At 67.9% G+C, this 24,538-nt stretch carries 27 protein-coding genes and 6 pseudogenes; 13 read left to right on the top strand and 20 right to left on the bottom strand.

Features of this window, described 5'->3' with window-relative positions; all coding sequences use genetic code 11:
• Positions 1–225 (bottom strand): transposase (locus ABZY33_RS32840; RefSeq protein ID WP_356495358.1); only part of this gene is annotated, 225 nt, incomplete at its 3' end.
• A 235-nt stretch (positions 226–460) separates the two neighbouring features.
• Positions 461–903: pseudogene (locus ABZY33_RS32835) on the bottom strand (transposase); the annotation flags it as partial.
• Positions 904–1,026: 123 nt separating this feature from the next.
• On the opposite strand from ABZY33_RS32835, the gene ABZY33_RS32830 reads away from it, so the two are divergent.
• Both ABZY33_RS32830 and ABZY33_RS32825 read left to right on the top strand, forming a co-directional pair.
• The gene (locus tag ABZY33_RS32830) at positions 1,027–1,464 is read left to right on the top strand and encodes a transposase family protein (RefSeq protein ID WP_356495357.1); all 438 of its coding nucleotides are present in this window, start codon (positions 1,027–1,029) and stop codon (positions 1,462–1,464) included.
• Positions 1,465–1,502: 38 nt separating this feature from the next.
• Positions 1,503–2,288 (top strand): transposase, encoded by a 786-nt coding sequence (locus ABZY33_RS32825; protein WP_356495356.1) that lies wholly within the window; start codon positions 1,503–1,505, stop codon positions 2,286–2,288.
• Positions 2,289–2,465: 177 nt separating this feature from the next.
• Here the strand turns inward: ABZY33_RS32825 and ABZY33_RS32820 are convergent, their stop codons facing one another.
• Complete coding sequence (locus ABZY33_RS32820; RefSeq protein WP_356495355.1) at positions 2,466–3,053, bottom strand: TetR family transcriptional regulator; 588 nt, start codon at positions 3,051–3,053, stop codon at positions 2,466–2,468.
• A 94-nt stretch (positions 3,054–3,147) separates the two neighbouring features.
• Between ABZY33_RS32820 and ABZY33_RS32815 the strand changes: the two genes are divergently transcribed.
• The 4 genes from ABZY33_RS32815 (at position 3,148) to ABZY33_RS32800 (ending at position 7,901) form a co-directional block, all read left to right on the top strand.
• A complete protein-coding gene (locus ABZY33_RS32815; protein WP_356495354.1) occupies positions 3,148–4,191 on the top strand; it encodes an NAD(P)-dependent alcohol dehydrogenase in 1,044 nt (347 codons plus the stop codon).
• A 147-nt stretch (positions 4,192–4,338) separates the two neighbouring features.
• Complete coding sequence (locus tag ABZY33_RS32810; protein WP_356495353.1) at positions 4,339–5,823, top strand: aldehyde dehydrogenase family protein; 1,485 nt, start codon at positions 4,339–4,341, stop codon at positions 5,821–5,823.
• Between the two features lie 104 nt (positions 5,824–5,927).
• Positions 5,928–6,974 carry a helicase associated domain-containing protein gene (locus tag ABZY33_RS32805; protein ID WP_356495352.1) on the top strand — a complete coding sequence of 349 codons (1,047 nt, stop codon included), beginning with the start codon at positions 5,928–5,930 and terminating at the stop codon, positions 6,972–6,974.
• A gap of 342 nt (positions 6,975–7,316) precedes the next feature.
• Positions 7,317–7,901, top strand: coding sequence for a hypothetical protein (locus ABZY33_RS32800; RefSeq protein ID WP_356495351.1), 585 nt, complete (start codon positions 7,317–7,319; stop codon positions 7,899–7,901).
• Between the two features lie 69 nt (positions 7,902–7,970).
• Here ABZY33_RS32800 and ABZY33_RS32795 read toward each other — a convergent pair whose 3' ends face one another.
• The 8 genes from ABZY33_RS32795 to ABZY33_RS32760 all read right to left on the bottom strand — a co-directional run bounded on the left by ABZY33_RS32795 (position 7,971) and on the right by ABZY33_RS32760 (position 13,119).
• Positions 7,971–8,384, bottom strand: a complete 414-nt coding sequence (locus tag ABZY33_RS32795; RefSeq protein WP_356495350.1) for a hypothetical protein — start codon at positions 8,382–8,384, stop codon at positions 7,971–7,973.
• 4 nt (positions 8,385–8,388) lie between these two features.
• Complete coding sequence (locus tag ABZY33_RS32790) at positions 8,389–9,207, bottom strand: IS5 family transposase (protein WP_356495359.1); 819 nt, start codon at positions 9,205–9,207, stop codon at positions 8,389–8,391.
• Positions 9,165–9,437, bottom strand: coding sequence for a hypothetical protein (locus tag ABZY33_RS32785; protein WP_356495360.1), 273 nt, complete (start codon positions 9,435–9,437; stop codon positions 9,165–9,167). Before ABZY33_RS32785 ends, ABZY33_RS32790 begins: the two co-directional genes overlap by 43 nt.
• A 375-nt stretch (positions 9,438–9,812) precedes the next feature.
• Positions 9,813–10,235 (bottom strand): PaaI family thioesterase, encoded by a 423-nt coding sequence (locus ABZY33_RS32780; protein ID WP_356495349.1) that lies wholly within the window; start codon positions 10,233–10,235, stop codon positions 9,813–9,815.
• Complete coding sequence (locus ABZY33_RS32775; RefSeq protein WP_356495348.1) at positions 10,232–10,930, bottom strand: RraA family protein; 699 nt, start codon at positions 10,928–10,930, stop codon at positions 10,232–10,234. Before ABZY33_RS32775 ends, ABZY33_RS32780 begins: the two co-directional genes overlap by 4 nt.
• On the bottom strand, positions 10,927–11,376 hold the full coding sequence (locus ABZY33_RS32770; protein ID WP_356495347.1) for a DUF6196 family protein: 450 nt from the start codon (positions 11,374–11,376) through the stop codon (positions 10,927–10,929). Before ABZY33_RS32770 ends, ABZY33_RS32775 begins: the two co-directional genes overlap by 4 nt.
• Positions 11,377–11,526: 150 nt before the next feature.
• The gene (locus ABZY33_RS32765) at positions 11,527–12,126 is read right to left on the bottom strand and encodes a TetR/AcrR family transcriptional regulator (protein WP_356495346.1); all 600 of its coding nucleotides are present in this window, start codon (positions 12,124–12,126) and stop codon (positions 11,527–11,529) included.
• A 111-nt stretch (positions 12,127–12,237) separates the two neighbouring features.
• On the bottom strand, positions 12,238–13,119 hold the full coding sequence (locus ABZY33_RS32760; RefSeq protein ID WP_356495345.1) for a helix-turn-helix domain-containing protein: 882 nt from the start codon (positions 13,117–13,119) through the stop codon (positions 12,238–12,240).
• Between the two features lie 100 nt (positions 13,120–13,219).
• Between ABZY33_RS32760 and ABZY33_RS32755 the strand changes: the two genes are divergently transcribed.
• From ABZY33_RS32755 to ABZY33_RS32745, 3 genes and pseudogenes are all read left to right on the top strand, one after another.
• Positions 13,220–14,107, top strand: a complete 888-nt coding sequence (locus tag ABZY33_RS32755) for an aldo/keto reductase (protein ID WP_356495344.1) — start codon at positions 13,220–13,222, stop codon at positions 14,105–14,107.
• A gap of 8 nt (positions 14,108–14,115) precedes the next feature.
• Positions 14,116–15,063 (top strand): NADP-dependent oxidoreductase, encoded by a 948-nt coding sequence (locus tag ABZY33_RS32750; protein ID WP_356495343.1) that lies wholly within the window; start codon positions 14,116–14,118, stop codon positions 15,061–15,063.
• A gap of 241 nt (positions 15,064–15,304) precedes the next feature.
• Positions 15,305–16,236: pseudogene (locus tag ABZY33_RS32745) on the top strand (MBL fold metallo-hydrolase).
• Between the two features lie 165 nt (positions 16,237–16,401).
• Here ABZY33_RS32745 and ABZY33_RS32740 read toward each other — a convergent pair.
• The 4 genes and pseudogenes from ABZY33_RS32740 to ABZY33_RS32725 all read right to left on the bottom strand — a co-directional run.
• Positions 16,402–16,764 (bottom strand): hypothetical protein, encoded by a 363-nt coding sequence (locus ABZY33_RS32740; protein ID WP_356495342.1) that lies wholly within the window; start codon positions 16,762–16,764, stop codon positions 16,402–16,404.
• Between the two features lie 79 nt (positions 16,765–16,843).
• Complete coding sequence (locus ABZY33_RS32735) at positions 16,844–17,029, bottom strand: hypothetical protein (protein WP_356495341.1); 186 nt, start codon at positions 17,027–17,029, stop codon at positions 16,844–16,846.
• A gap of 4 nt (positions 17,030–17,033) precedes the next feature.
• Positions 17,034–17,372 (bottom strand): annotated as a pseudogene (locus ABZY33_RS32730) (DDE endonuclease); the annotation flags it as partial.
• A pseudogene (locus ABZY33_RS32725) lies at positions 17,369–17,539 on the bottom strand (winged helix-turn-helix domain-containing protein); the annotation flags it as partial. The pseudogenes ABZY33_RS32730 and ABZY33_RS32725, both read right to left, overlap by 4 nt.
• Positions 17,540–18,053: 514 nt before the next feature.
• Between ABZY33_RS32725 and ABZY33_RS32720 the strand changes: the two are divergent.
• A pseudogene (locus ABZY33_RS32720) lies at positions 18,054–19,008 on the top strand (IS481 family transposase).
• 260 nt (positions 19,009–19,268) lie between these two features.
• Here the strand turns inward: ABZY33_RS32720 and ABZY33_RS32715 are convergent.
• A complete protein-coding gene (locus ABZY33_RS32715) occupies positions 19,269–20,174 on the bottom strand; it encodes an SDR family NAD(P)-dependent oxidoreductase (protein WP_356495340.1) in 906 nt (301 codons plus the stop codon).
• A gap of 68 nt (positions 20,175–20,242) precedes the next feature.
• On the opposite strand from ABZY33_RS32715, the gene ABZY33_RS32710 reads away from it, so the two are divergent.
• A complete protein-coding gene (locus ABZY33_RS32710; protein ID WP_356495339.1) occupies positions 20,243–20,908 on the top strand; it encodes a TetR family transcriptional regulator in 666 nt (221 codons plus the stop codon).
• Positions 20,909–21,012: 104 nt separating this feature from the next.
• Here the strand turns inward: ABZY33_RS32710 and ABZY33_RS32705 are convergent.
• The 3 genes and pseudogenes from ABZY33_RS32705 to ABZY33_RS32695 form a co-directional block, all read right to left on the bottom strand.
• Positions 21,013–21,183 (bottom strand): annotated as a pseudogene (locus ABZY33_RS32705) (muconolactone Delta-isomerase family protein); the annotation flags it as partial.
• Between the two features lie 133 nt (positions 21,184–21,316).
• The gene (locus tag ABZY33_RS32700) at positions 21,317–21,934 is read right to left on the bottom strand and encodes a replication-relaxation family protein (RefSeq protein WP_356495338.1); all 618 of its coding nucleotides are present in this window, start codon (positions 21,932–21,934) and stop codon (positions 21,317–21,319) included.
• A 175-nt stretch (positions 21,935–22,109) separates the two neighbouring features.
• Positions 22,110–22,367 carry a hypothetical protein gene (locus tag ABZY33_RS32695; RefSeq protein WP_356495337.1) on the bottom strand — a complete coding sequence of 86 codons (258 nt, stop codon included), beginning with the start codon at positions 22,365–22,367 and terminating at the stop codon, positions 22,110–22,112.
• Between the two features lie 464 nt (positions 22,368–22,831).
• Between ABZY33_RS32695 and ABZY33_RS32690 the strand changes: the two genes are divergently transcribed.
• A complete protein-coding gene (locus tag ABZY33_RS32690; RefSeq protein ID WP_356495336.1) occupies positions 22,832–22,993 on the top strand; it encodes a hypothetical protein in 162 nt (53 codons plus the stop codon).
• 28 nt (positions 22,994–23,021) lie between these two features.
• Here ABZY33_RS32690 and ABZY33_RS32685 read toward each other — a convergent pair whose 3' ends face one another.
• Positions 23,022–23,276 carry a hypothetical protein gene (locus tag ABZY33_RS32685; RefSeq protein ID WP_356495335.1) on the bottom strand — a complete coding sequence of 85 codons (255 nt, stop codon included), beginning with the start codon at positions 23,274–23,276 and terminating at the stop codon, positions 23,022–23,024.
• 801 nt (positions 23,277–24,077) lie between these two features.
• Here ABZY33_RS32685 and ABZY33_RS32680 point away from each other — a divergent pair.
• Positions 24,078–24,200, top strand: a complete 123-nt coding sequence (locus ABZY33_RS32680) for a hypothetical protein (RefSeq protein WP_356495334.1) — start codon at positions 24,078–24,080, stop codon at positions 24,198–24,200.
• Positions 24,201–24,538 lie beyond the last annotated feature (338 nt).

Below are 24,538 nucleotides of genomic sequence, written 5' to 3'. Positions count from 1 at the left end.
GTCCCGCAGCCGGCGCCAGCACGTCATGCCCGAGCCGAAACCGAGCTCCTGCGGGAGGTGCTCCCACTGGATGTCGGTGCGCAGGACGTACAGGAGCCCGCACAACACCTGGCGATCCGGGACCGGCAGGCGACCGGGGTACCGGAACCGCCGCTCCTTCTTCGGCAGCAGCGGCTCGATCCGCTCCCACAAGTCGTCCGGCACGCTCCACGGTGAAGTTCCCACAGCCTGGCCAACGCTCAACTGCCCGGTCAGGCAAGGCTGCCAGGGGCGATGCACCTCATTGTGTTAGCCGTTCTAAGTAGGACCCGTGGATGGTCGATGGCGACCGGGTGGGACGCTGCGGTCATCGAGAATTTGCCTGGCGAACCTCCGCTTGACGCCTTCTTCCGACTTGTGGACGAGTACCGAGAGTTCGCAGGTCAGCCAGGTTCGTGAAGTCTCTCGGCATGGGGTCTGGTCATGCTGATCGCGCGAGTCGGGGTTCGTAAAGGGTTCCGCCACGGAGCATCGCGAAAAGGACGTCGGCCCGCCGCCGGGCAGAGCAGAGCAGAGCCTGGGTGTGGTGCTTGCCCTGGGCGATCTTCTTGTCGTAATAGGCGCGGCACGCCGGGTCGCCGAGGGCTGCGAAGGCGGAGAGGAAGAAGGCCCGTTTGAGCTGCTTGTTCCCTCGGCGGGAGGGCTGTTCGCCGCGGATCGAGGAGCCCGAGTTGCGGGTTGCCGGGGCGATCGTAGGCGGCGAGGTGTGCGGCGGATGGGTAGCTGCTGCCGTCGCCGACCACGATGAGGCTCCTGGCGCCGGTCCTGATAACGACTCCCGGCATCGAGATCAGGATCTGGGAAAGAGGGGTGGGCCTCCAGCAGTTCCTCGATCCGCCCGGCCAAGTGGCGTTGTTCACGCATTCGGGCTCTGGTCCACTTGGTGTGGTCGCGTACGCAGCGTGACTGTCGATCTCATCGGATCGGCGGCTGAGATAGCCCGAAAATCGCCCGGCCGGTGTGCGGTGTGGTCGACAGTGCTGCGCCGTGAACGAAGTACGGCTGCAACTCGAGGAGTTGCTGTTCTCCTCGGTGGAGAACGTGTTGGCGGAGTCGGTCGTGACGACCGACATGGCCGTCCGGGTGGAGGCAGTGAGCACGGTCCGGCAGGCGCCCTGTCCGGGCTGTGGGAGCTGGTCAGAACGAATACACGGTTCCTATCTGCGGTTTCCTCACGGTCTGCCGACGGCGGGCAAGTCCGTCATCGTGGCACTACGGGTGCGCCGGTTCGTCTGCGCAGCGAGCTTCTGCCCACGCAAGACATTCGTCGAGCAGGTACCGGAACTGACCCGCCGGTTCGGCCGGCGGACGGAACGGCTGCGATCAACGCTCGTCTCGGTCGGCCTTGCGCTCGCGGGGCGGGCCGGGGCCCGCATGACAGACTCTTTGGGACGCCAGTCAGCCGCAACACCCTGCTGCGGCTGATCGCCTCGCTTCCGGATCCGCCCACGGCCACGCCCCGCGTGCTCGGGGTGGATGAATACGCCCAGCGCAAGGGACAGAACTACGGAACCGTGCACGTCGACGTCGAGACACGTCGTCCGATCGATCTCCTGCCCGACCGGGAGGCCGACACCCTCGCGGCCTGGCTCGCCGAGCGCCCCGGCATCGAGATCGTCTGCCGCGACAGGGCCCCGTTCTTCGCCGACGGCTCCACCCGCGGCGCCCCACAAGCCCTGCAAGTCGCCGATCGGTGGCACCTTTGGCACAACCTGGGCGAAGCCACCGAGAAGTGCGTCTACCGGCACCGCAATTGCCTGCGCCCCACGCCGGATCCGCCGAGGGAGCTCCAGGAGGAGCCGGAGTCAGCCGCCTCGTCGCCCTGGCCCACAGGGCACCGCTTCGCCGAACGTACCCGTGCCAAGCACGCCACCATCCACGCGCTCCTCGCCGCCGGGCACAGCAAGCGGTCCGTCGCCCGGCAGCTCGGCATGACGCGCAACACGATCCTGCGCTTCTCCCGCGCCGCCACCCCGGAGGATGTTCACCGGACAGTGGCAAAACCGTCCGACCACGCTGGACGCCTACAAGCCCTACCTCGATCAGCGTTGGCAGGAAGGATGCACCAACGCCTGGAAACTGTGGGAGGAGAGCAAAGAACAGGGATATCCCCGGGGTTACGCGGGCGTCCGTGCCTACGTGAGCAGGAACCTCCGCGGCAAGCCACAACCGGTCGGCCCTCGTCCGCCCTCGGCCCGTTCCGTCACACGCTGGTTCCTCACCCACCCCGACGCCCTGCCCGAAACTGACCGGATCCAGCTCAAGGCCGTACTGGCCAACTGCCATGAACTGGCCGCGCTCTCCGAGCACGTGCCCTCCTTCGCTCGCATGGAAGGCGCGGGCCCGCAAGAGCGCACGGGAACGCCCCATCATCGACTCGCCGCACACTTACGTGGGACGAAGACCTTTGCTGGCAGCGCGTTGCGTCAGTCCGCGGCGATGGCGCGCTGGACGGTTTCGCGCAGGAGCGTGCGGCGCTGTTCGTGCAACTCGTGAGGTTCGTCGGCGGTTGCCGAGTAGACGTTGCTGACTGGTGACCAGGCCATCGACAGGGCGATGACGAGGGCGAATATGTCGAACGGGTCGCCCGGGCGCACCTTCCCGGCGGCCTGGGCCTCGGCAATGGCGCGCAGTTTGTGGTCGTCGTACTGCTCGTGCTCTGCCACGAGATGTCCTGCCGGGCGGCGTTCCAGGCGGGTCCAGGTGGCCAGCCGGATCAGGTCGGGGCGCCGGAGGTACTCGTCGTAGAGGCGCACCGCCCAGTCCGCGAGGTCGTCGGCGTCGATCGGCACGACGTTGGTGATCCGCTCAAGGGACGCGAAGAAGATCGCGTCGAAGAGACGCTCCTTGTTGCCGAAGTAGGAGTAGAGCTGCGCCTTGTTGCTTCGCGCAGCGGACACGATTCGCTCGATGCGGGCGCCGGCGATGCCGTGTTCGGCGAACTCCTGCGTCGCCGCCTCCAGGATCCGCTGGTAGGTCGCGGCTCCGCGCGAGGTGAGTGGCTGGTCGGTCATGTTCACGACGCTACCAGACAGAACAGTTGGTTTGCTTCTTGCCGGGAGGGTGCTTACTGTCGAATAGACGGAACAGTCTGTTTGAGGAGAGGTAATGCGTCCCACCACTGGATGGCTGGCGGACGGCACGACCGGCACACTGCGGCGCGGCCCCATCGAGCGCCGCGATCTGCGGGCCGACGACCTCGCCGTGCGGATCGACTACTGCGGTGTGTGTGGCACTGATCTGCACGCGCTGGAGGGTTATGACAGCAAGGCCGGGCACCTTCTGGTGCCGGGGCATGAGTTCACCGGCGTCGTCGCCGCTACCGGCTCCGACGTCTCCGGATTCGCCGTCGGTGACCCTGTTGCGGTCGGAAACATCGTCGACTCGTGCGGTGAGTGCGCGATGTGCCGGGCGGGCCAGGAGAACTTCTGCCATGCCTTCCCGACCCTGACCTACAGCGGCACCGACCGGCAGGACGGCTCGCACACCCTCGGCGGGTACGCCCGCGAGTACGTCGTCCGCGACCGGTTCGCCCACCACCTGCCCGAGGGCCTCGACGCGGCCGGCGCCGCCCCCCTGCTCTGCGCCGGTATCACCGTCTGGGAGCCGCTCCAGGCCCTGGGCGTGGGGCCCGGGAGCCAGGTCGCCGTTGCGGGGCTCGGGGGTCTAGGGCACCTCGCGGTCAAGATGGCCGTGGCGCTCGGCGCCACGACGACGGTCATCAGCCGCTCGCCCGACAAGGCCGATGACGCACGCCGCCTTGGCGCCCACGACCTCCTCGTGTCCAGCGACTCGGAGCAGCTGGCCGCGGCGCGGGACCGGTTCGACGTCATCATCGACACCATCTCCGCACCGCACGACCTCGCCCCGTATCTCCGACTCCTCGCCGTGGACGGCACCCTCAGCCAGCTCGGCTACCTGGGGCCCGTCACCGTGGAGACCATCGACCTTCTCGTGGGACGCAAGAAGCTCAGTTCCGCCGGCAGCGGCGGCCTGCCCGCGACCGCCGCCATGCTGGAGTTCTGCGCCACCCACGGCATCACCGCTGACATCGAACTGCTGCCGTCCTCGCAGGTGAACGAGGCCCTGGAGCGCCTGCGCCGCAACGACGTGCGCTACCGGTTCGTCCTTGACATGGCCGACCTTGACTGACGCCCGCCTGGAGCGTCGCCCGTCGCGCAGCCGTTCGTCCGCTCCGACCTATGTCGGACCATCCCCAAACGGCACGTCGTCATGTGGCCAGGAGTCACCAGATCGCTACGACGTGTGACATACCCCCGAAGAGAAGGACTCCTCGCTATGAGCACCCCTTTCACCCCCGCCGCGAACCGGCCCTCTCCCGCGTTCGCCGCAGAACCGCGCGGTCTGTTCATCGCCGGAACGGAGCAGCCTGCCGCCGACCGCGAAACGATGGCCTCCATCGACCCGATGACGGGTACCGAGCTGACCACGGTCGCAGTAGCTGGGCGCGCAGACGTCGATGCCGCCGTGGCTGCCGCGCGTCGCGCCTTCGAAGACCCCGCCTGGGCGGCTATCAGCCCGGACGAGCGCAGCCGCGTGCTGTACCAGATCGCCGAGGTCATCGAGTCGCACGCCGACGAACTGGCCATCCTGGACTCCTTGGAAATGGGAGGGCCGGTGTCGCTGACACGATGGATGGTCGATCACACCGTCGAGGTCTACCGCCACTACGCGGGCTGGCCGACCCGGATCTACGGAGCCACCGCCCCCTCCACCCCCGGCCAGCTTCAGTACACCAGGCGCTCCCCGCTGGGTGTAGTCGCCGCGATCGCCGGCTGGAACGGGCCTCTCTTGCAGATGGGCTACAAGATCGCCCCCGCGCTGGCCACCGGGAACACAGTCGTCGCCAAACCCTCGGAGCAGACCTCACTGAGCGTGCTGCGTATGGCGGAGCTCGTCCATGAGCACACGGCCCTTCCCGATGGCGTCATCAACATCGTCACCGGCCCGGGGCGCAGTACGGGCGAAGCCCTGATCACCCACCCGGACGTGAACAAGATCAGTTTCACCGGATCCACGGCCGTGGGCAAGCATGTCCTGGAAACCTCCGCCCGCGACCTCAAACGCGTCACCCTGGAGCTGGGTGGCAAGTCGCCGTTCATCGTCTTCGAAGACGCCGACCTGGAGGCCGCCGCGACAGCCTCCGCGCTTGCCTTCTGCTCCGGCAGTGGCCAGGGCTGCGTGGCCGGCACCCGCGTGCTGGTCCAGGAGTCCGTGCGTAAGGAGTTCACGCGCCTCCTGACCGCGAGCATGGCCAAGATCCCGATGGGTGATCCCTTCGACCCGCAGGTCCTCATGGGCCCGCTGGCCTCTCGTAGTCACTACGAGAAGGTCACCGGCTACATCGACCTGGCCCGCAAGGAGGGCGGCGACATCATCGGCCACCCCCAGGACGAGACCGGTGACCTCTTCGTCGGCCCCACCCTGGTCACCGGACTCGACAACACCTCACGCGTCGCCCGAGAAGAGATCTTCGGCCCTGTCGCCGTCCTGCTGCCGTTCCGCGACCTGGACGAAGCGGTACACATCGCCAACGACACCGTCTACGGCTTGGCCGCCACCGTCTTCACCACCGACCTCAGCCGCGCCCACACCATAGCCGACCGCCTTCAGGCCGGAACCGTATGGATCAACACGGTCAACCAGATGAGCACTGGCCCCCTGCCCTTCGGCGGATTCAAGCAGTCCGGCATCGGACGCGAACACGGCACCGAAGTCATCGACTCCTACACGGAGACCAAAGCCATCGTCGTCAACCTCTGACGATACCTGCCAAGGCCGGGCTGACCCTTGCCACCGAAGGCAATGAGTACCGTGCTCTTTGGCCCGCGGGATCCGGTAGAGCTCGCGGGGTTCGTGCGGCTGCGGTGCTGGAGCCGGAAAGCGCGTACTGGCTGCGCGGCATCGAGGCCGCCGCCCGGTACGCCAGGGAGCACGAGGACGGGCCCCTGGCGGCGCCGTACGCCTTCGTGACGCCCGAGGACTGGTCACCGGCCGGGTTCCCGCTCGGGGGATGGCTGACCCACCAGCGGCGCTCCTACAACGCCGGCCAGCTCGATCCTGAGCGGGTCCGGGAGCTGGACGGGCTTGGCATGGTGTGGGCACCGCGGGAGGACGCCCTCAACGATGGCCTCGCCACGGCGCGGGCGTGGGCCGAGGTCCACTCGCATTTTCTGCCGCCGGCCACCGCGGTCTGGAACGGGTACCCGGTGGGAAAGTGGGCCAGGAACATGCGCGACGCGGCCCGGCTCGCGGACCGGCTCGCGGACCGGATCGCGGCGCGCCGGGAGGCGGGTGAGCCGGTCGGGCCGGAGGCCGGGGCGCTCACCGGCGAGCGGCGCCAGGCGCTGGACGACATCGATCCTGGGTGGTGTCCGGCGTGGGACACTGGTTGGCAGCGTTGCCTGCGTCTCGTGCAGGCGCACTTGGCCGGCGGCGGGAGCCTGCCCACTGTGTCCGGGGAGCTCGTGGTCCAGGGCGAGGACCTCGGACGCTGGGTGAGCGCGCAGCCCCATGGCTTCGACCAGCTGACGGCGGCGCAGCAGTGGCTGCTGGCGCACGTGCTCGGCATCGAGGCGACCGAGGAAGAGGAGCGGCCGGTAAGGCTGACCCAGGACCGCAAATGGGCGCTCAACCTCGCCGCCGCCCGCCAGTTCCATGCCCGCGAAGGCCACCTCAACGTCCCCTGCAGACACGTCGAAGCCCTGCCGGTCGAGGTGGCCGGGCCCGCCGCCAGAGGACGCGAGAGCACGGTCGACGGCGACGTCCTGGTCGACCTCGGCATGTGGACCACCAACACCGCCGCCGCGCCGACCGGCTGGTCCCGGAGCGGCGTGCGGCACTCAACCAACTCGACATGCGCTGGTGAGTGCTGGTGGCCTCACCTAACGAAGCTCGTGCACGGTAGGCGGTGAGACGTCGAGGCTGTCGGCGGGGCTCGGCGTTCACCTCTGCCATGTCGACGTCAGAGTCCGCGGTCTGCTGATGGGACAGCAGGCCGGCGACGGCTTGGACGGTGTCGCTCATGTGCTCGCGGCGGCCAAGGTGGCGGGCCAGGGCACGCCAATTCTTCAGAGGACATTCTGAACCGGTATGCCCGATTCTCACTGACACTTCGGCGGCTTCTACAGTGTCTCGAAGTAAAGGGGGCCGGCGGGGACGGTAGATCAGAAAGGCTGACTCAAGAACGTGGTGCGGATCGAACGATTGGCGGACCTGAAGCCCGTCCACCAGCGTCAGGCTGCCGTCCTGGCGCTGTGGCGGTGGCGCGCGCGCCGATACTCGCGTTCGAATTGGATGCAGAGTGGGGTGTCGACCAGTCTGTGCTGGAGTCGCTGTTCCGACTGGCAGCATCACCCGCTGGTGAACAGTCGGATGGCGCGTACCGGCGAGCAATCACCGAGCTGTGCACGGCCCCACTCTTCACGTTTGAAGCCGACCCGGACACGGTCCAGCTTTTCCAGTTGGAGACCATCAGCAACCTGCTGACCTTCGGCGAGCTGCTGGCCAAGCCTGGCGTGAACGAAGTCGAGCGAGTGGTCGAAGCGTCGGCCGGCCTGGCGGCCTACCTCGACGGTCTCGTCGAGGGCTCCTTCTACTCCCACCCCGCGGAGGAAGCCCACCGCCAGTACCTCGCCGACCTGGCGGACAGGGCGAGCGAGGGCTACTTCGCGTCGCGCCACTTCGCTGTCGAGACCACCTGCCGCGGTGCTCTCGGGGGTCTCCCCGATGCCGCAGGGTTGCTCGACTCGTCCACGGGTCGCGAATTGCTCGCGCTCTGCGAGGACTTCGGCGAAGAGCTCGTCACAACGATGCAGTGGCTCCGCATGACGGGTCACTAGCGATCGCGTCGTGAGCCGGATGGCAGGTGCGGCAGCCGTGACGGACGGGTGGCCCGGAGCGGAGGGCTGCTACGGGCGGCGCCGGATGAACAGGCCCGGTTCGGTCTCGGCGAGGATGCCTAGGCTGACCAGGCGCTTGAGCTTGTGCCGGGTGCTCTCGATGTTCTCCGGCTTGTGCGGGAGGTCCAGGGCCTGGCACAGGTCGCGGGCACGCATCGGTCCAGCAGCGTCGGCGAAGACGTCGAGGATCTGCTGGTAAGCCGGGTGGGCTGGCAGGGCGGGCGGCGCCTCGGCTGGCTCTGGGGGCGGCGGGAGCGCGAGGAGCGTCTTACGGGTCACCGCCAGGCTCTCGATCTCCTCGTCGAGTTCACGCAGGCGCGCGGCGAGCTCGTCCGTCTGCGCGCGGATCCGGGCTGCATCGCCGGCGAGCTCGCTTTCACGTGCGTCGATCCGCTCCAGAAGCGGCGTGACGTGGTCGTCCACGCGGTCACCCGCGCCAGGTGGGCGTGGTCTGGCCGGTGAGTCGGCGCGCTATCACGTCGATCATGGCCCAGTGCACCCTGGACTCCGAGGACTTCGGCCTGCTCTCGTAGTCCCGCACGAGCCGCCGGAACAGCATGAGGATGCCGAGTGTCTGCTCCACGATCCACCTCTTGGCCTGCGGAACGAAGCCGGTGCCCTTGGCCAAGGGGTTGCGTTCGACGGTCTCGACGTCGATGCCGACCGTGGTGCCGTGCTTGACGACGGTCTTCTTGAGGCCCTGGTCCACGAGGGCCTTCTTGATGGTGCCGATGGGGGCGACCTGGCCGAGGAGCGCGATGCCGAAAGCGTTGTCGTGCGCGCTGGCGGCCAGCACGGTCACGGCGATGAGCAGGCCGAGGACGTCCACCGCCAGTCCGAGCTTGCGGCCCGGCACCTTCTTGGCCGCGTCCTTCCCGGTCGTGGTGGCGGGCACGTTCACCGCTGCGTGGACGCTCTGCGTGTCGATCACGACCAGGCTCGGGTCCTCCGACCGCCCGGTCTTCTCGCGGACCTGCCAGCGCAGCAGGTCGTTGATCTTCGCGTCCGTGCCGTCGTCGCGCCAGGCTGCGAAGTAGTAGTAGACGGCCGACTTCGGCGGCAGGTCGTGCGGAAGGTAGTCCCACTGGCAGCCGGTCCTGCCCTGGTACAGAATCGCGTTGACGATCTCCCGAATCTCGTACCGACCCTGATGCCCAGTCGGGGACGGGTGGTCGGGCTTCCATGCCGAGATCACTGCTTCGATCAGCGCCCACCGCTCATCGGACAGGTCGCTCTGGGACTCCAGTCGCCCATCCGGACCATGAGCGCGCGGGTGTGGCGTGTGTCGAGGCCAAGACCGGCGGCGGCCTGTTCGACGCTCATATCGCGGCGTACGTCGTGGGCGGGCCAGTCGCCAAGACGCTGGGCCACGACCTCCATGTGGCGTGCGGCCCGCAGGGCTTCCAGGGGTGCGTCCTTGCCCAGCCTGTCGATCAGCCCCTCTGCTCTGCCCAGCAGGTCCGTGAGAATTTCCATCCACCCATGGGCCGCCACGAACCCAAGGCGGATTCGGCGTCATCGAGGTCCATGAATGCGCAAAATTCGGGCAGCGCCCCCTCTGATAACCAATAATCCTCTTTGTAATTCCCTCGGCAGACGGGTCGTCATAGTGCGCCAGAGGGACCGGGAGCACGGCTATATCGATGAAAGACATCATCTCATCGACAATTTCAGGACGCGTACAGGTGCTCTTTTATCGACTGGTCCACATGGAAGCTCCGGCCGGTCATAGGCGTGGAAGGCGGGCCGGTAGCCTGCCGCGGCAGAAAGGCGATAAAATCCGCCAGCAGACAGGTTTGTGCCGACTATGCCCAGCTTCGAATCCGCCTTCATCACCCGGCCCCCTCTGTCTCATTGCCCGGTGGCCGGTCGGACGATCACGATCTGTCGCACCAGCGCGCAGAGCTCACCAGCCGAGTCGGTCAACTCCACGTCGACGACCGTCGACCTTCCGCGCCGAGCTGTGCGGGCCTTAGCCGTGGCGGCGCCGTGGACGGGCCGGAGAAAGTTGGTCGAGGACTGCATGGTGGCGGGAGCGGCGGTGGGATCGCCGCTCGCGAGGACTGCCGCGACGGCCGCACCAATGTCGGCCAGTGCCATCAGCGCACCGCCGTGCACGCCGCCGCCGACGGTGGCGAAGCCGCTGTTCTCGGGTAGGTGGGCGACGACGCGGTCGGGTTCGATCGTCGAGAACGTGACGCCCAGGTGCCGGGCGAAAGGTACGAGGCGGTGGATGGTGTCGGTCGTGATGGGCGGTGTGGCGTTCATGGTCATGCCTCCAGTGCCGAGCCGTGGGCTTCGAGGTGTTGTCGGAGAGTCAGCGACGGGTTCGCGGTACGTCGCTGCAGGTAGCCGGTGAAGTCAAGCTGATCGCGGAGAGTTCGCCCCTGGCGGATGAGCTCGGCCTGCGCCGCCTCGACGCGTTGGATCCGGCCGGCGAGCTGGAGGACCTGGTCGGCCTGGGTCGGCGCGATGAACGCCACGCCGTCGTCGTCCGCGACCACGGCATCCCCGACGGTGACGGGAACGGAGTCCAGGACGGCGGTCCGCATCGGAGGAGCTGCGGGTGGTATCCGGCGCGGCCCGGACGCGACCGGTCCGAGACTCCAGAGCGGCAGGCCGATGCGCCGCAGTTGCGCGGTGTCCCGGTGGGCTCCCCACAGCACGATCCCGGCGATGCCGGCGAGCGCGGCCTCCGCGACCAATAGATCGCCGACGCACGCCTCGTCGCGCCTGCCTCCGTTGTCGATGACGAGGACGTCGCCCCGGTCCGACTCGGCGATCACTTCGAGGATCGTGTCCACGCTTCCGAGGTGGGTCACGGGCCGTGCGGGGCCAGAGGACGGGGTGCCCGGCAGGAGCGGCCGAAGCGATGGCGGTGCCCACCGCACGGGAAGACCCAGACGGACGGACGCATCTGCGATTGCGGCCGTCGGCACCCCTTCATCCTCGGCGGCAGTGGTGTTCATGACAGGATTGCTCTGGGGCCGGCGAGCTCTCGGACGACGCCGACGACATCGTCCAGCAGGTCGACCGGGCAGCCCCAGTAGTCGTAGATGCCGCCGTGGTCGCTGTTGCTGCCGCACACGACGAAAAGGCCGGTCCCCAGGCGCTTCTTCAACTCGGTGGCGAGCCAGCCGACGAAGCCGCTGTTGTCGAGGTCGGTCGGGAAGTGGAAGGAGAGAAGACCGAATCGTTCTCTGTGCCCGCCGCTCCCGTCATCCGGGCGAAGGGCGCTCCAGCATTCACCGTCGCGGACGACCGCGAGGACGTGCCGGTCCAAGCGGGGCGGCTCGTCCATCGGCGTTTCGACGAACGACCACGCCCCGTCGAGCACGGCGATCTCAGAGTTCGCTATCACGGCCCGCAGGCGGGTTCGTGTCTCAGTCAGGGCTTCCCGGCTGACGCTGACCATGGTGGTCACCTGCTTCCGGTCGAGGCTGGCGGGTTGGTCCGTTGAGCGAGCGCCGCATCAGTGTGCCGTCGCGGCTGTGGACGTCGGCGGGAAGGAGCCCGTCTCGGCCGACCATCCGCCGACGCGGCCGTCCGGAATCCGCGACGATGTTCACGGCCGGCTTTCCAGTCCCGCGAGAAGCGTGAGACCACCCGCGATCACACGGTCGAACGACGCCTGACTCCGGTCTGCGCGTGCGAGAACGTGGGCCCCTTGCACGATGGCGATGATGGTCGCCGCAACGGCCTCGGCGGAGAAGTCCTCCCGCAGCTCCCCTGCTGCTTGCCCGTCGAGCAGGAGACGTTCGATTCGTTGGCGATACCAGGTCAGACTGTCCGCCACGGGCCCCCGCAGCCGCTCGTTCTCCAGTACGGCGTTGTCGAGCGTCATCCGCCCGAACCGGCAGCCTTTCTGGCCGTCGCGCGGCTTGCTCAGATAGCTCTTGACGCTTCCGGTCGGTGATGGCGTCTGCTTCAGGTAGTCGTCCATTGCCCGCTCGAGCTGGACGCTGTTGCGTGTCATTGCTTCTGCCGCGATGTCGACCTTGGTCGGGAAGTGGTGGTACATGCTTCCCTGTCCGACACCCGCGCGCGTTCGGATCTCGGCAGGGGTGGTCGACGTGTAGCCCTGCTCCCACAGCAGTTCCCGGGTGGCCTCGACGAGGCGCTCTCGTGAAGTGGCGGCCGGGGGGCGGCGTTCCGTGCTCTCCATGTGGTCGGTCCCTCCTCTCAGGCCGGCAGCACTTGGTGTGCTGTACCTACCTACAGGTACAGTATCAGCATGAGAAGAGTGGTGCCGGTGACAAGATCGCCGATCGTGCAGCTACTGCGGCCGGGCGGAATAGGGCCAGGTGCCGTCGCGGGCTTCGGTTGCTGCCCAGCTCTCCAGCAGCTGCAAACGTTCCCGGGTCGGCTCGTCAGCCGGGTAGTAGACGAACAGGCTCAGCGTCGTGGAGTCGGGCAGCGCGAGCGCCTCGAACCCGAGGTCGAGGTCCCCCACGACCCGGTGCCGGAGGACCTTGCGGCCCGTGCGGTGGTACTTCACGTCGTAAGCGGCCCACCGGCGGGAGAAGTCGTCACTGCGGGTGGCGAGCTCACCCACGAGGTTGGAAAGGCGCCGGTCGGCCGGGTTCGCGCCGACGTAGCCGCGCAGGACGGCGACGACGTCGTTGGCGATCTGCTCCCAGTCGGCGTAGAAGTCCCGTGCGAGCGGGTCGAGGAACGTGAACCGGGCGTTGTTCCCGTCTGCGATCCGGCTTTGCAGAAGGTCGTGATAGAGGGCTTGCGCGAGCGAGTTGGTCGCAACGATCTCGAAGCGATGATTGCGCGCCCACGCCGGGAGTCCCTGCATCGAGTCGATGATGGTCCGCAGACCGGGGCGCAGCGAGGGCCGCGTTGGACGGCCATCGGACCCGCGCGTCGAGCTGCGCGCCGCCCGCGCCAGGTCGTGCAGGTGAGCGACCTCGGCGTCGTCGAGTTGCAGCGCGGCCGCGAGCGCGCAGAGAACCTCGTCGGACACGCCGGTGAGATTGCCTCGCTCGATACGGACGTACCAGTCCACGGAGATCGACGCGAGAACCGCCACCTCTTCGCGCCGGAGTCCCGGCACACGTCGTCCACCGCTCGTGGCGAGCCCGGCTCTCTCGGGAGTGATCCGGGCCCTGCGCGTGCGCAGAAACTCGGATATCTCGGTCCGCAGGTCCATACCCCCACCGTACGTGGGACCGCTGTTTCATGGGGGGTAGCGCCAATACCCCGAACAACAGCCACTCCCGCACCGGTCCACTCGAGAGTCTGATGGAGACATGGAAACAATCACTCTCAACAATGGCGTCACCCTCCCGGCTCTGGGCCTGGGCGTCTATCAGAGCTCGCCGGAAGAAACGGCCGATGCGGTGGCGACCGCACTCGGACTGGGCTACCGGCACGTCGACACGGCCGCCGCGTACTTCAATGAGAAGGAGGTCGGAGACGGCCTGCGCAGAGCCGGACTCCCCCGTGACGCCGTATTCGTCGAAACCAAGGTGTTCCCGAGCGACTACGGGTTCGACGAGACTCTGCACGCCTTCGAGAAGTCGACCCGCAAGCTCGGTGTCGACCACCTGGACCTGTTCATCCTGCACCAGCCTCGGCCCAGCCAGTTCGAGCGCACTCTTGCGGCCTATCGAGCCCTGGAAAAGCTGCTGGCCGAGGGATCAGTGCGCGCGATCGGCGTGAGCAACTTCAGCCCGGACCACCTCAGGCGGCTGCTGGCGGAGGTGGACGTGGTCCCCGCGGTCAACCAGATCGAACTGCACCCGTACTTCCAGCAGCCCGACGTTCAGGCCGCCGACGCGGAGCACGGCATCCTCACCCAGGCCTGGTCGCCGATCGGCGGCATCACTTTCTACCCTGGTCCGTGGCGGGAGGACCGCAAGAACGTGATGCGGGACCCGGCCATCGCAGCCATCGCCGAGACCCACGCCAAGTCGCCCGCGCAGGTCATGCTCCGCTGGGGCATCCAGCAGGGGCGTTCGGTGATTCCCAAGTCGACCAACCCCGGCCGGCTCGCCCAGAACCTCGACGTCTTCGACTTCACCCTGACCGACGACGAGATGTCCCGGATCGACGCACTCGACACGGGCAAGCGAACCGGGGTCGACCCTGACGAGCCGCGTGGCGACTTCTACGACCGCCCGATTCCGGAAGCCTGAGGCCCGTCATGAGGTCCGTGCAATTCTCCGGCTACGGCGGCCCCGAGGTCCTGGAAGTCGACGAGGCCCCAGAACCGCACGCCGGGAACGGAGCGATCCGTGTGGCGGTGCGGGCCTCGTCGCTGCCTCGGGGCGAGATGATGATCCGATCCGGGCGACGTCGCGAGCAGGTACCCGCGACGTTCCCGCATCGCACCGGGCACGACGCGGCGGGCGTGGTCGACGAGGTCGGCCCGGGAGTCGACGGGGTCCGGGTCGGCGACGAGGTGTTCGGGCTGGCGGAGTCGGCCGGATCCGGCGCCAACTCCGATTTCGCCCTTCTGACGACCTGGGCGCGCAAGCCGCCGACGTGGAACTGGGCGGAGGCGACCGCTGCCGCCGGCTCGTCGGAGACCTCGACCCGTGTCCTCGACCGGCTGGGCGTCGGCCCAGGTGACACCGTTCTCGTCCACGGTGCGTCCGGCTCGGTCGGCACCGTCGCCGTACAGCTCGCACGCGCTCGCGGCGCGAAGGTCATCGGCACCGCCGGACCAGCCAATCAGGACTACGTCCGCTCGCTCGGTGCCACGCCCACGCTCTACGGCGACGGCCTGGAGGACCGCGTCCGTGAGGTCGCGCCCGCCGGCATCGACGCGGTGTTCGACTGCGCAGGCGGAGCGCTCCCCGAGCTGATCGCGATCACGGGGGACCCGGCACGCGTCGTGACCATCGCCGACACCTCCGCCCCGCGGCACGGCGTCCACCTCTCCCACGGGGCCTCCCCCGCTCAGGCCGCCGCCCTCGGGGTGCCGGCGGACCCACCCGCACGGCACGGGCTGACCGCCGCCGCCCAGCTGGCGGCTCAGGGACACCTGCGCGTCCGGATCGCCGCGGTGTTCCCTCTCGAGGAGGTCGTGGCCGCCGCGACCTTTATGGAGGACCCGCAGATCACCGGAAAGGTCATCCTCCTCAACTGATCTCCCGACCACCCGCCCACCACGAAAGGAAGGTCTGCCGAGCCGACACGTCGACGGTGTGATGTACGGGGAGGTTCTCGGAGTCGTCGGCGATCGGCCGCATCACGTCGACGCCGCGAGCGACGGCTCGTACGGGAGCAACTCGTCACTCGCCGAGGCCCGCTCGTCCGTCGTCCGACCCGGCAAGCGCGCTACCGCCGTTTCCATATACGAACTGTCACGCTCTCCGCGGAGGACGACCATGCCCGCACCCGGCATTTCACTCGGTGACGTCGAGATCACGCGCGTCGTCGAATGGTCCGGCCCCATCCGTACGGCTCGTTTCGTCATCCCGGACAGTGATGAGGAGACCTGGCGCTGCAATCAGGACTGGCTGGCGCCGGACTTCTGGACACCCGCCGACGACGCCTACCGCTGCCACATCCAGACCTGGGTTCTTCGCAGCGAGGGCAAGACCATCCTCGTCGACACCGGGATCGGCAACGACCGGGAACGCCCGCAGATCCCCCAGTTCGGCGGACTGAAGACTGACTATCGCCCGGCTGCGCCAGGCCGGCGTCGAGCCCGAGGAAGTCGACGTCGTCGTCAACACCCACATCCACTACGACCACGTCGGCTGGAACACCGAACTGCGTGACGGGCAGTGGGTCCCCACCTTCCCCAACGCCACGTACCTGATCCCCCGCGCCGACAACCTGTACTTCGACCCGGACGGCCCCCCCTCGCAGCCGGTCGCCCGGCGATGAACACGAGCAAGTCCGCTGGGAGGGGAGCAAGCTCGTGTTCAACGACAGCATCGCCCCCGTACACCGAGCGGGGCAGTCCGTGCTCTGGGAGGACGCCCATCGCATCGACGGCAACCTGCTGCTGGAGGCCGCGCCGGGCCACACTCCCGGTTCGTCCGTCCTCACCCTGCGCTCGGGCACAGATCGCGCCGTCTTCGTCGGGGACATGATGCACAGCCCCGTACAGGTCCTCGAACCACGCTGGAACAGCTGCTTCTGCGACGATCCCCAGCTCGCGGCCAGGACCCGTCGCTCCTGTCTCGCGCGCGCCGCCGAGCTGCGCGAGCTCGTCATTCCGGCCCACTGGCCGGGACACGGCGCCGCCGAGATCCGGCGGGACGGCGACGGCTTCGCCCTCGCCGGATGGGCTGCCTTTTCGCGCAGCTAAAGGGCGCGAACCCGAGCCTGGAAGGCTGCGGGGGCGGGGGGTGCAGTGGCCGCCGACGGGATGACGATGCTGTGCGCCTTGAGTACCGAACTTGAAGTCGTGATGTCGGTCGACTCGTGGTGACGGCGTCAGGGTCCGAGACGTCTGGCTGTTACCGGCTCGGGTTCAAGACGATGGCTGTAGCCAGCGCCGCGCCGCGGCGAGATTCACCTCGACCTCATCGCTCCAAGAGCAGACCTCCAGCCATGAGAGGTAGCCGCCTTGTGCGAAGACCAGGACCTCACCAGGGCACTCGCCGGCTTCGGTGAACAACTGCACGTCTGCAGCCACGACGGTGCCGGGGCCCGTTGGCGCGGGCTCCACCGTGTCGACGTCAAGGTCGAAGTAGGCAGTGCCGCACCCGCACTCACAGCTGGACTGCACTCTGAGTTGGTGCACCTGCCGTCGGAGGGCGACGTGAACGGGCTCGTCCTGGTTGAGGACGAGGTCAAGCACGTCGGCTACGTCCTCGGGCAGGCTGTCGGTCATGCCGCCACCGTAGCTGACCAGCAACTATGGGCTATGAAACTATGGGCTTTGACCAATTTCGGGTCGGTCGTCCCCACGCTCACAGGTCCAGGTCCAGGTCGGTGCCGGCGAGGCAGCCGTCGATGGCCTCCGGTCGGTACTGCAGCATTTTCAGTTTGCGCTTCATGACGCGGGTGATCTGGCCGAGGTCGGCCGCGGCGAGGTTGCCGATGTCCCGCTTGACCCAGCGACCAGCCGCCCTCGGTTGGGTTGCGGTCCGGGGCATAAGCGGGCAGCTGGAACACGGTGAGCAACTCGGCATTCGCGTCAATGAACTCGCGCAGGCCGGCCGTCAGGTGCAGGCGGACGTTGTCCCAGACCAGCACGATCGGTCCGCCGAGCTGAATGCAAGCGCGGACGATCAGGTCGCGAAAGTCGCGCCAGCCAAAGCCCTTCCGCTCGTCCTTGCGCCCCCGGTACTCGCGGATCGCGTAGATCAGCCGGGACCGCTGGTCCGGCTTGTAGCAGGCCATCTCCGCCATCGACACACGTCCCGGGCCCCGGCCCCTCACCCTCACGACGGGGGTCAGGCCGATCCGACTCCAGGTCCTGGCACGCGGTGGGGTCATCGACTGCCCGGCCTCGTCCTCGAAGACGATCCAGGCGTTGCGCTCCGCCGCCATGTTCTTACCCGCGGCCAGGTCTCCTTCTTCCACACCTCGACCGCGTCGTCATCGCGCTCAATCGCTCGTCGAGTGGGCTGCTGCCAACTCCAGCCGTGGCGCTTCAGCAAGCGACTGCGACGGCGGCATCGAGAGCGTCTACACCAAGGACGAGATCCTCACCAACGTCATGCTGTACTGGCTGACCGGCACCATCGGCTCCTCCATGCGCATGTACAGCACGAACGCCGCGATCGACCCCGCCCAGCTCGCCTGCTGCGTCCAAGGGCCATCCGGGTTCTCGATCTTCGGCGGTGACATCGTCCGCCCGCCCCGGGCGTGGCTGGAGCGGACCACGAACCTGACGTACCTCACGGAGCCGGAGCGGGGAGGGCATTTTGCCCCGTTCGAGCAGCCGGAACGCTACGCGGAGGAACTCCGCGCATTCTTCCGCCCCCTGCGCGCCTGAAGGCACCGGGCCGAGGGGGCGGCCGGCACACGTCCATGCCCGGCTGCTCCCCTGCCTACATACGACAGCTTGACGCCGCGCTAGGTGTATTGATCATTGTTGACGCCGACCGGGCTCGATCATGGCGAAGACCTCCGGTGTGGTGGAGCTGTCTAGGACTGCACCACACGGAGGTCTTCATGTCCCACCGCAATGCCCGGCTGACCGTTCACGGCAGGCGGCTGCTGGTCGAACGTGCCAGCTCCGGCCGTCCGGTCGCCCGTGTCACGGCCGAGATGGGCATCTCGCGGGCGACCGCCCATAGATGGGTCCGGCGTTGGCGAGCCGAGGGCGATTCCGGCCTGGCCGACCGCTCCAGCAGGCCGTTGACGACACCGCACCGCACTCCGGTCGCAATGGAGGCCCGCGTCAGTGACCTGCGCACCTCCCGCAAGCTGGGACCCGCACGGATCGGCCCGGTCCTTGGCCTGCCCGCCTCGACCGTCCACCGGATACTGACCCGCCACCGGCTGAACCGTCTCACCTGGATGGACCGGCCCGCCGGCACCGTGATTCGCCGCTACGAACGCGTGCGTCCCGGCGAACTCATCCACGTCGACGTCAAGAAACTGGGCCGGATCCCTGACGGCGGCGGCCACAGGATCCATGGCCGCAAAGCCGGCCGCCCGGTCCGCGGCATGGGCTACGACTACCTTCACTCCACCATCGACGACCACTCCCGACTCGCCTACACCGAAATCCATGGCGACGAGAAGGTCGCGACCTGCGCGGCCTTCCTGACCCGAGCCGCCCCGTTCTTCGCCGAGATGGGCATCACCCGCATCGAACGCGTGCTGACAGACAACCCGTGGGCCTATCGCAAGGGCCTGGCCTGGAAACGGGCCCTGGCCGACCTCGGCGCGAGCGGCAAACTCACCCGCGCCTACCGGCCCCAGACCACCGGCAAAGTCGAACGCTTCAACCACACCCTCGCCGACGAAGGGGGTCTACCTGCGGCCCTACACCACCAACGACGAGCGATCAGCAGCCCTGGCAGACTTCCTCCACACCTACAACCACCACCGCTGCCACACCGCACTCGACGGCCACCCACGGATCAACCGCGTGAACAACGCTCCGGGTCAATACACCTAGGGCGTCGCTCCCGGCGTCTCGAGCGATGCATCGGTGATATCCGCTGTCGTAACCGTTACGACGGTGTCGATCGGGGACCCAGAGGGGAACGTGTTCGATAGGGGGCGTGCCACGAGGTGACCCGTCGAGCCTGCCCGTTTACTGAAGGGCTCTTCGACGCAGTGACGAGCACATGCTCAACCCTCAGGGCCCGCACGGATGCGCGTTCTCTTCGAACCGGCTCACCAACGGCATCCCGCAGGGTACGCATCCCTCATCGTTCAGGGGAGATCCACCGGATAGGGCTCGCCGAAGTCGGCCGAGCGGCTGACCTTCTCCCAGGTGGTCACTTCCGCCGTTTGGTGACGGGAGTGGTCCAGGGCCATGGTTGCCGCGTTCACGCCGAGGGGAAGGTGACTGGGGATATCAGCGCGGTGGACCGTGCGGACGATGATCTCGGCGGCACGCTCCGGGTCCCCGGCCGCACCACCCATGGCTTGTCGCACGCGGCGGTTCATCTCGCCGACCGTCCCGTCGTACGCCTCGGGGATGGCGTGGACCGTCATCGAGGAGCCCGCCCAGTCGGTGGCGAAGCCGCTCGGCTCGACGACCATCACGCGCACCCCGAACGGTGCCGTCTCCGTGGCCAGAACGCGGCTGAAGCCGTCGACTGCGAACTTGGCGGCCTGGTAGGAGGCGATGCCCGGCGAACCGCCGACCCGGCCGCCGATCGAGGAGACCTGCACGATGGTGCCCGAGCCCTGATGTCGCAGGGTGGGCAGGGCTGCCCTCGTAACGTTGTAGACGCCCCAGAAGTTCGTCTCGAACTGGGCGCGGAAGTCGCCGTCGTCCGAGGTCTCGATCGGTGACACGTTCGCGTACCCGGCGTTGTTCACGAGCACGTCGATCCGCCCGAAACGCTGTACTGCGGCGGCGACTGCGGTGCACGCCGCCTCGGACTCGGTGACGTCCAGGGCGAGGGGAAGCATGCGCTCGCCGAACACAGCGAAGATCTCGGCGAGGACCTCGGGGCGGCGCGCGGTGGCCACGACTAGGTCGCCCGCCTGGAGTGCTGCAGTCGTCAGGGCGCGGCCAAGACCCCGGGACGAACCGGTGATGAACCAGACTTTCTGCTCGTTGCCGCCAGTTTCGGTCGGTCCAGTGCTGTTGTTCACGTTGTCACTCATATATTTAGTGAAACACCGTTGCCTTAATAGCGCAACACTGTTGCATTAAATGCTTCTATGATGGCGTCATGACCGATCAGGCTGCCTTCAAACGGGCCCGCAGCACCCAGGCCAAGCAGGTGCGCGAAGCAGCGATCCTCGACGCTGCCCGCACCCTCGGAGGCAAGCGGGGGATCCGTGAGGTCACGCTCACCGACATCGCTGCCGAGGTCGGCATGCACAAGTCGGCACTGTTGCGGTACTTCGAGACACGGGAGCAGATTTTCCTCGACCTCACTGCACAGGGCTGGCAGGAATGGTCAACGGCACTGCGTGCGGACCTGGCACAGCACAAGCGGGCCGCACCCGCGGCAGTCGCCGACGTTCTGGCCGCCACCCTGGCCGCGCGCCCCCTCTTCTGTGATCTCCTTGCGCAGGCGCCCCTGAATCTGGAACGCAACGTGTCCATCGAGGCCGTGCGCACCTTCAAGCTCGGCACGTTGGAGGTGGTGGCGGGGATCGGCGCCGACCTGCACCGTCTGCTCGGCCTGACCGAGGAGCAGGCCGTCGATACGGTCGCCACCGCAACCGGCATGGCCGGGGCGCTGTGGCAGATGGCCACACCCGGACCACTCCTGCAAGAGCTCTACACGAGCGATCCCCAGCTTGCCCATGCCGTCGTCGAGGTGGAACCCCGGTTGCGCCGCATCCTCACCGCCCTGCTCATCAGCTTCGGCTCGCCGGCGGGCAGTTGACACACCGTTCCACCGGCCGAACACCGGGCGAGCGCCGCAGCGTATTCGTGAGGCCCGTTGCGCCGCGGTGCCGCTGATCGGAGGATAGAAATGAAGGTCACTCGCTAAGGACACGCCCGTGTACTCGTCGAGCCGGAGCGGAACGGCGGAGCCGCACGCATTCTGATCGACTGAGGTTCGAGCGGAGTGACGCGCACGGTCATCCAGGGGCGCAGCGGCAGCGTGCCGATCACCTTCTCGTGCAGTTCCTGCTCGTCAGCGGCCCGCCAGACACCGTGGTGGGCCCGGCCAACAGCGGCGGTCGGACCGCACATGTTCATCGCCCCTTCGGCAACCGGCCGATGCCGACCGGTCCTTGCTCGCGCCCCGCTTCAGCCCTGGGGGGGTGGGGGTAGTGCTGTTGGACCCTCATGTGACCCTGGCTCTGGTTTCCAGCCGGGCGTCGCTCGCGGCGGCAGGAGTGCCGTACGCCGGGTCCAACCAGAGCGGCGTACGGCACCCGGCGCCTGCCAGGGCAAGCGATTCAATGTTGGCAGCGACCGCCCGGTCACTACGCGCTGACGTCGGCCGCCGGTTCCAGCTCACCGGTACCGGGTCGCCGTACGACTTCGAGCGAACGGGGGTTGCCGCCACGTTCGGCATGCCACCACGTCTCCCCCAACGGTCCGCGTTCTTCATGACGGTGGTCTCGCTGCGGGCGGTGAAGACGAACATCACGACCGGTCTCCCGTAGCGGACGTGCCAGCGTTGCTGCCACCAGGGGGTGAACTGCGCGCCGGTACGGGCGAAGTAGGCGTGGTAGCGGTCGATCTTCTGCGCGACGCGGGCCGGGGTCATGGTGCCCCGGTCGACCTCCACGAACACGACAGGCAGCTGGTGTTCGGGAGCGCACAGGACCAGGTCGGCCTGGGCACTGCCCCGGCCGGGTGAGGATTCGCTGCCGGTGATCGGCAGCGGTACCTCGGTCATCATGTTCTCCAGCCGTCCAAGACCTTGCGGGACGGTTCTGAGGACGATCTGGTCCACGGCAGGCAGCAGCGCCACCTGGTCCTCGTCGGGCTTGGGGCGCAGCAGGGCCTGGACGTGGCGTTAACGGCCATCGCGTGGGCCGCGCCGTGCGAGGCGGCGCCGCGGGCGGTGGAGCCCATGTCGTGGAGCGGGCGCTGAAGGACCTCAGCGGCGGCCTGCGAGCCGGCGTGGGTCAGCCCCCACAGCTTGCGGCCCCCCGCGTAGCTCCTTCCGAGACGGTCAGCCCGTGCAGGGCCAGATCGAGGGCGGCGTTGCGGTGCGGCTTGGTACGCCGGCCCGGGTCACGGCGGTGACGGTAGGTCAGATGCGGGCGGGTCAACTCCTGGATCTGCTCGCCGGTCGCGACCTTCAGCACGCCAAGGACGCGCAGCACGTCCTCGCGCAACGCGGTCGTCGATCCATACGGCCAGCGTGTGTTCTTCCCCGCCATCGGTCACTCCCCCAGTTCTTCCTGACGCATGATCAACCGCCCAGTCCGGCAGCGACCACCGACAACCCCGTCCTGCCTGGCTCGCCCCTGCTCAAGAGGAAGAAGACAGCCTCTCTTTGAGGACAAGAGAGGTGTCGGCATCAGCGCCCTATACCCCGGCCCGGCCCCGCCCGCACAAAGAGCCAGTGGCTACCGCGAGGGCAGGCTGCCATTAGGCAACCCGGGGAGGGCAACCCGGGAACCCCCTCCGGTCCGGCTCTGGGGCGGTTCTGGCTCACCGCAGCGCGGTCCGCCGGTGCGAGGGGAACTGGAGGAGAAGCTGACCACACACCTCAGTTCTTGCTCAACTCTCATGTGGTGGCGCGAAACGGATGAGACAGTGCGCTTACTTGCCTACCCTTGCGCCCCCGGTTCCACTGCGGCGCAGGGCTCGGGCCATGCCAGATGTCGCCACAGGAGGCGCCGTGTTCCCCAGCAACTACACACCGAATGACGGCGCTGAAATCAAGGCTCACGTGCAGGAGCGCCGGAACCGTGTCGAGGGCAAAACCTCCATGGGACCGTTCCTCGCGCTGGCCGCCGTCCTGGTCATCGCGTTGGCCCTCTACGTGACTCTGGGCAGGTAAGCAGTCGCGCGGACGGCCCAGGGCAAGATCAACCCCGGGGGCCGTGGGCCTTGACCTGGTGAAGGCCCGCGGACAGGACGAGGTCGGCCTGGGCGCTGCCCCGGCCTTGTGCGGTTTCGCTGCCGGTGATCGGCAGTGGCACCTCGGTCCACATGTTCTCCAGCTGTCCCAGCCCTTCCGAGATGGTTTCGACGACGACCTGGTCCACGGCAGGCAGCCGCCCCGCCTGGTCCTCGTCAGGCTTGGGGCGCAGCAGCGCCTGGACGGTGGCGCTGACGGTCATCGCGTGGGCCGCGCCACGGGCAGTGGAGCAAATCGGGCGGTGGAGCAAATCTCGTGGAGCGGGCGCTGCAGGACCCGGGCGGCGGCCTGGAGGCCGGCGGTGGTCAGTCCCCACAGCTTGCGGTCCTCCCGCGTGGAGGCTTCCGAGACGGGCAATCCGTGCAGGGCCAGGTCGAGGGCGGACGTGAGCTCCGCTGGATACCGCGGGCTGGAGAACTTCAGCAGCTCCCGCGCGGTTCATGCGGCTGCGGGTCCGGGAGCCGGAGGGCGCGTACTGGCCGCGCGGCATCGAAGCGGCGGCCCGGTGCGTGAAGGAGCACGGCGACGGGGCGCAACGCGCCGTACGCCTTCGTGACGCCCAAGACTGAAGGCCAGCTGCCCTCCCACTCGTAGACCCTCCTCACGAGCGCTCACAGATGTCGTGGAGGGGCGTTGCGGATTGCGGAACGACGGGCCCAAGCCGCGCAGGCCAGGATTATGACGCCAGCCGTAGCGAAGGCCCAGCTGTCCTGGACGCCGCCGATCCAACCCGCGATGCCGGCCAACGCCCACAGGGCTGCCAAGACACACAATGCGGTCCACGCCTGCACCCACATGTGCTGACGTGTCGCAAGCCGCTGCGACGTCCCGCGTTCCATCGGTCCCAGATCCTCGCCGGTGGTCCTGCTCTCGTAATCGCTCATACAACTCCGTATGCCCCGTAACAGCGCTCAACTCCCCCGTAACTCCCGCCGTCAGAGATCGTCCCGTTTGGTTCCGATCCAGTGACGTGCAGGGTGCCGTGGCGAGGTAGACCAGTTGGGTGCCACGGGACGAGGCTGAAGTGCAGGGTCTTCGCGTCGGCCCAGACGAGGCGGCGGACCGGGTCGGCAGCCTCCAGGAACAGCTGCGCGTAGCCCTGGCCACCAGCGACGACCCGTCCTGAAAGAGTATCGCTGCGCCCCGCTGCACCCAATAGCTCCGTTTCAGGCACAGCAGCTCAGCGCCGCTCCTCTCCTGCGGCTCTTCGGGCCGCGACGCGCGGAGGCGTCGGACGCAGCCCCCGTATGCTGGACGTCTTATCTCTGCACGACGTCCAGGTTATAGGTCATCGTTGGCGGCGCTTACGCGTGTCGTCGCCATGAACCGCTCGGAGATCGGTGGAGGCTCTATACGTTGACTCCAGCCACCGGTTGGGGCTGGTGCTGAGCGTAGTAGTTGGTCTCGTGTTCGTGTGGCGGGACGTTTCCGATCGCGGAGTGGAGGCGCTGGTTGTTGAACCAG

This window comes from Streptomyces sp. NPDC006552, assembly GCF_040611655.1.
In the GTDB taxonomy this organism is placed as follows: domain Bacteria; phylum Actinomycetota; class Actinomycetes; order Streptomycetales; family Streptomycetaceae; genus Streptomyces.
The sequence above is the reverse complement of the archived record's forward strand: the minus strand, read 5'-3'. Positions and strand labels throughout refer to the sequence as shown.

Coding starts and splice junctions, on each gene's coding strand:
- ABZY33_RS32820 (WP_356495355.1), bottom strand. CDS start 3,053: ATGACCGACCAGCCACTCACCTCGCGCGGAGCCGCGACCTACCAGCGG.
- ABZY33_RS32815 (WP_356495354.1), top strand. CDS start 3,148: ATGCGTCCCACCACTGGATGGCTGGCGGACGGCACGACCGGCACACTG.
- ABZY33_RS32810 (WP_356495353.1), top strand. CDS start 4,339: ATGAGCACCCCTTTCACCCCCGCCGCGAACCGGCCCTCTCCCGCGTTC.
- ABZY33_RS32785 (WP_356495360.1), bottom strand. CDS start 9,437: ATGGAAATTCTCACGGACCTGCTGGGCAGAGCAGAGGGGCTGATCGAC.
- ABZY33_RS32780 (WP_356495349.1), bottom strand. CDS start 10,235: ATGACCATGAACGCCACACCGCCCATCACGACCGACACCATCCACCGC.
- ABZY33_RS32775 (WP_356495348.1), bottom strand. CDS start 10,930: ATGAACACCACTGCCGCCGAGGATGAAGGGGTGCCGACGGCCGCAATC.
- ABZY33_RS32770 (WP_356495347.1), bottom strand. CDS start 11,376: ATGGTCAGCGTCAGCCGGGAAGCCCTGACTGAGACACGAACCCGCCTG.
- ABZY33_RS32765 (WP_356495346.1), bottom strand. CDS start 12,126: ATGGAGAGCACGGAACGCCGCCCCCCGGCCGCCACTTCACGAGAGCGC.
- ABZY33_RS32760 (WP_356495345.1), bottom strand. CDS start 13,119: ATGGACCTGCGGACCGAGATATCCGAGTTTCTGCGCACGCGCAGGGCC.
- ABZY33_RS32755 (WP_356495344.1), top strand. CDS start 13,220: ATGGAAACAATCACTCTCAACAATGGCGTCACCCTCCCGGCTCTGGGC.
- ABZY33_RS32750 (WP_356495343.1), top strand. CDS start 14,116: ATGAGGTCCGTGCAATTCTCCGGCTACGGCGGCCCCGAGGTCCTGGAA.
- ABZY33_RS32740 (WP_356495342.1), bottom strand. CDS start 16,764: ATGACCGACAGCCTGCCCGAGGACGTAGCCGACGTGCTTGACCTCGTC.
- ABZY33_RS32735 (WP_356495341.1), bottom strand. CDS start 17,029: ATGCCCCGGACCGCAACCCAACCGAGGGCGGCTGGTCGCTGGGTCAAG.
- ABZY33_RS32715 (WP_356495340.1), bottom strand. CDS start 20,174: ATGAGTGACAACGTGAACAACAGCACTGGACCGACCGAAACTGGCGGC.
- ABZY33_RS32710 (WP_356495339.1), top strand. CDS start 20,243: ATGACCGATCAGGCTGCCTTCAAACGGGCCCGCAGCACCCAGGCCAAG.
- ABZY33_RS32695 (WP_356495337.1), bottom strand. CDS start 22,367: ATGGCGGGGAAGAACACACGCTGGCCGTATGGATCGACGACCGCGTTG.
- ABZY33_RS32685 (WP_356495335.1), bottom strand. CDS start 23,276: ATGACCGTCAGCGCCACCGTCCAGGCGCTGCTGCGCCCCAAGCCTGAC.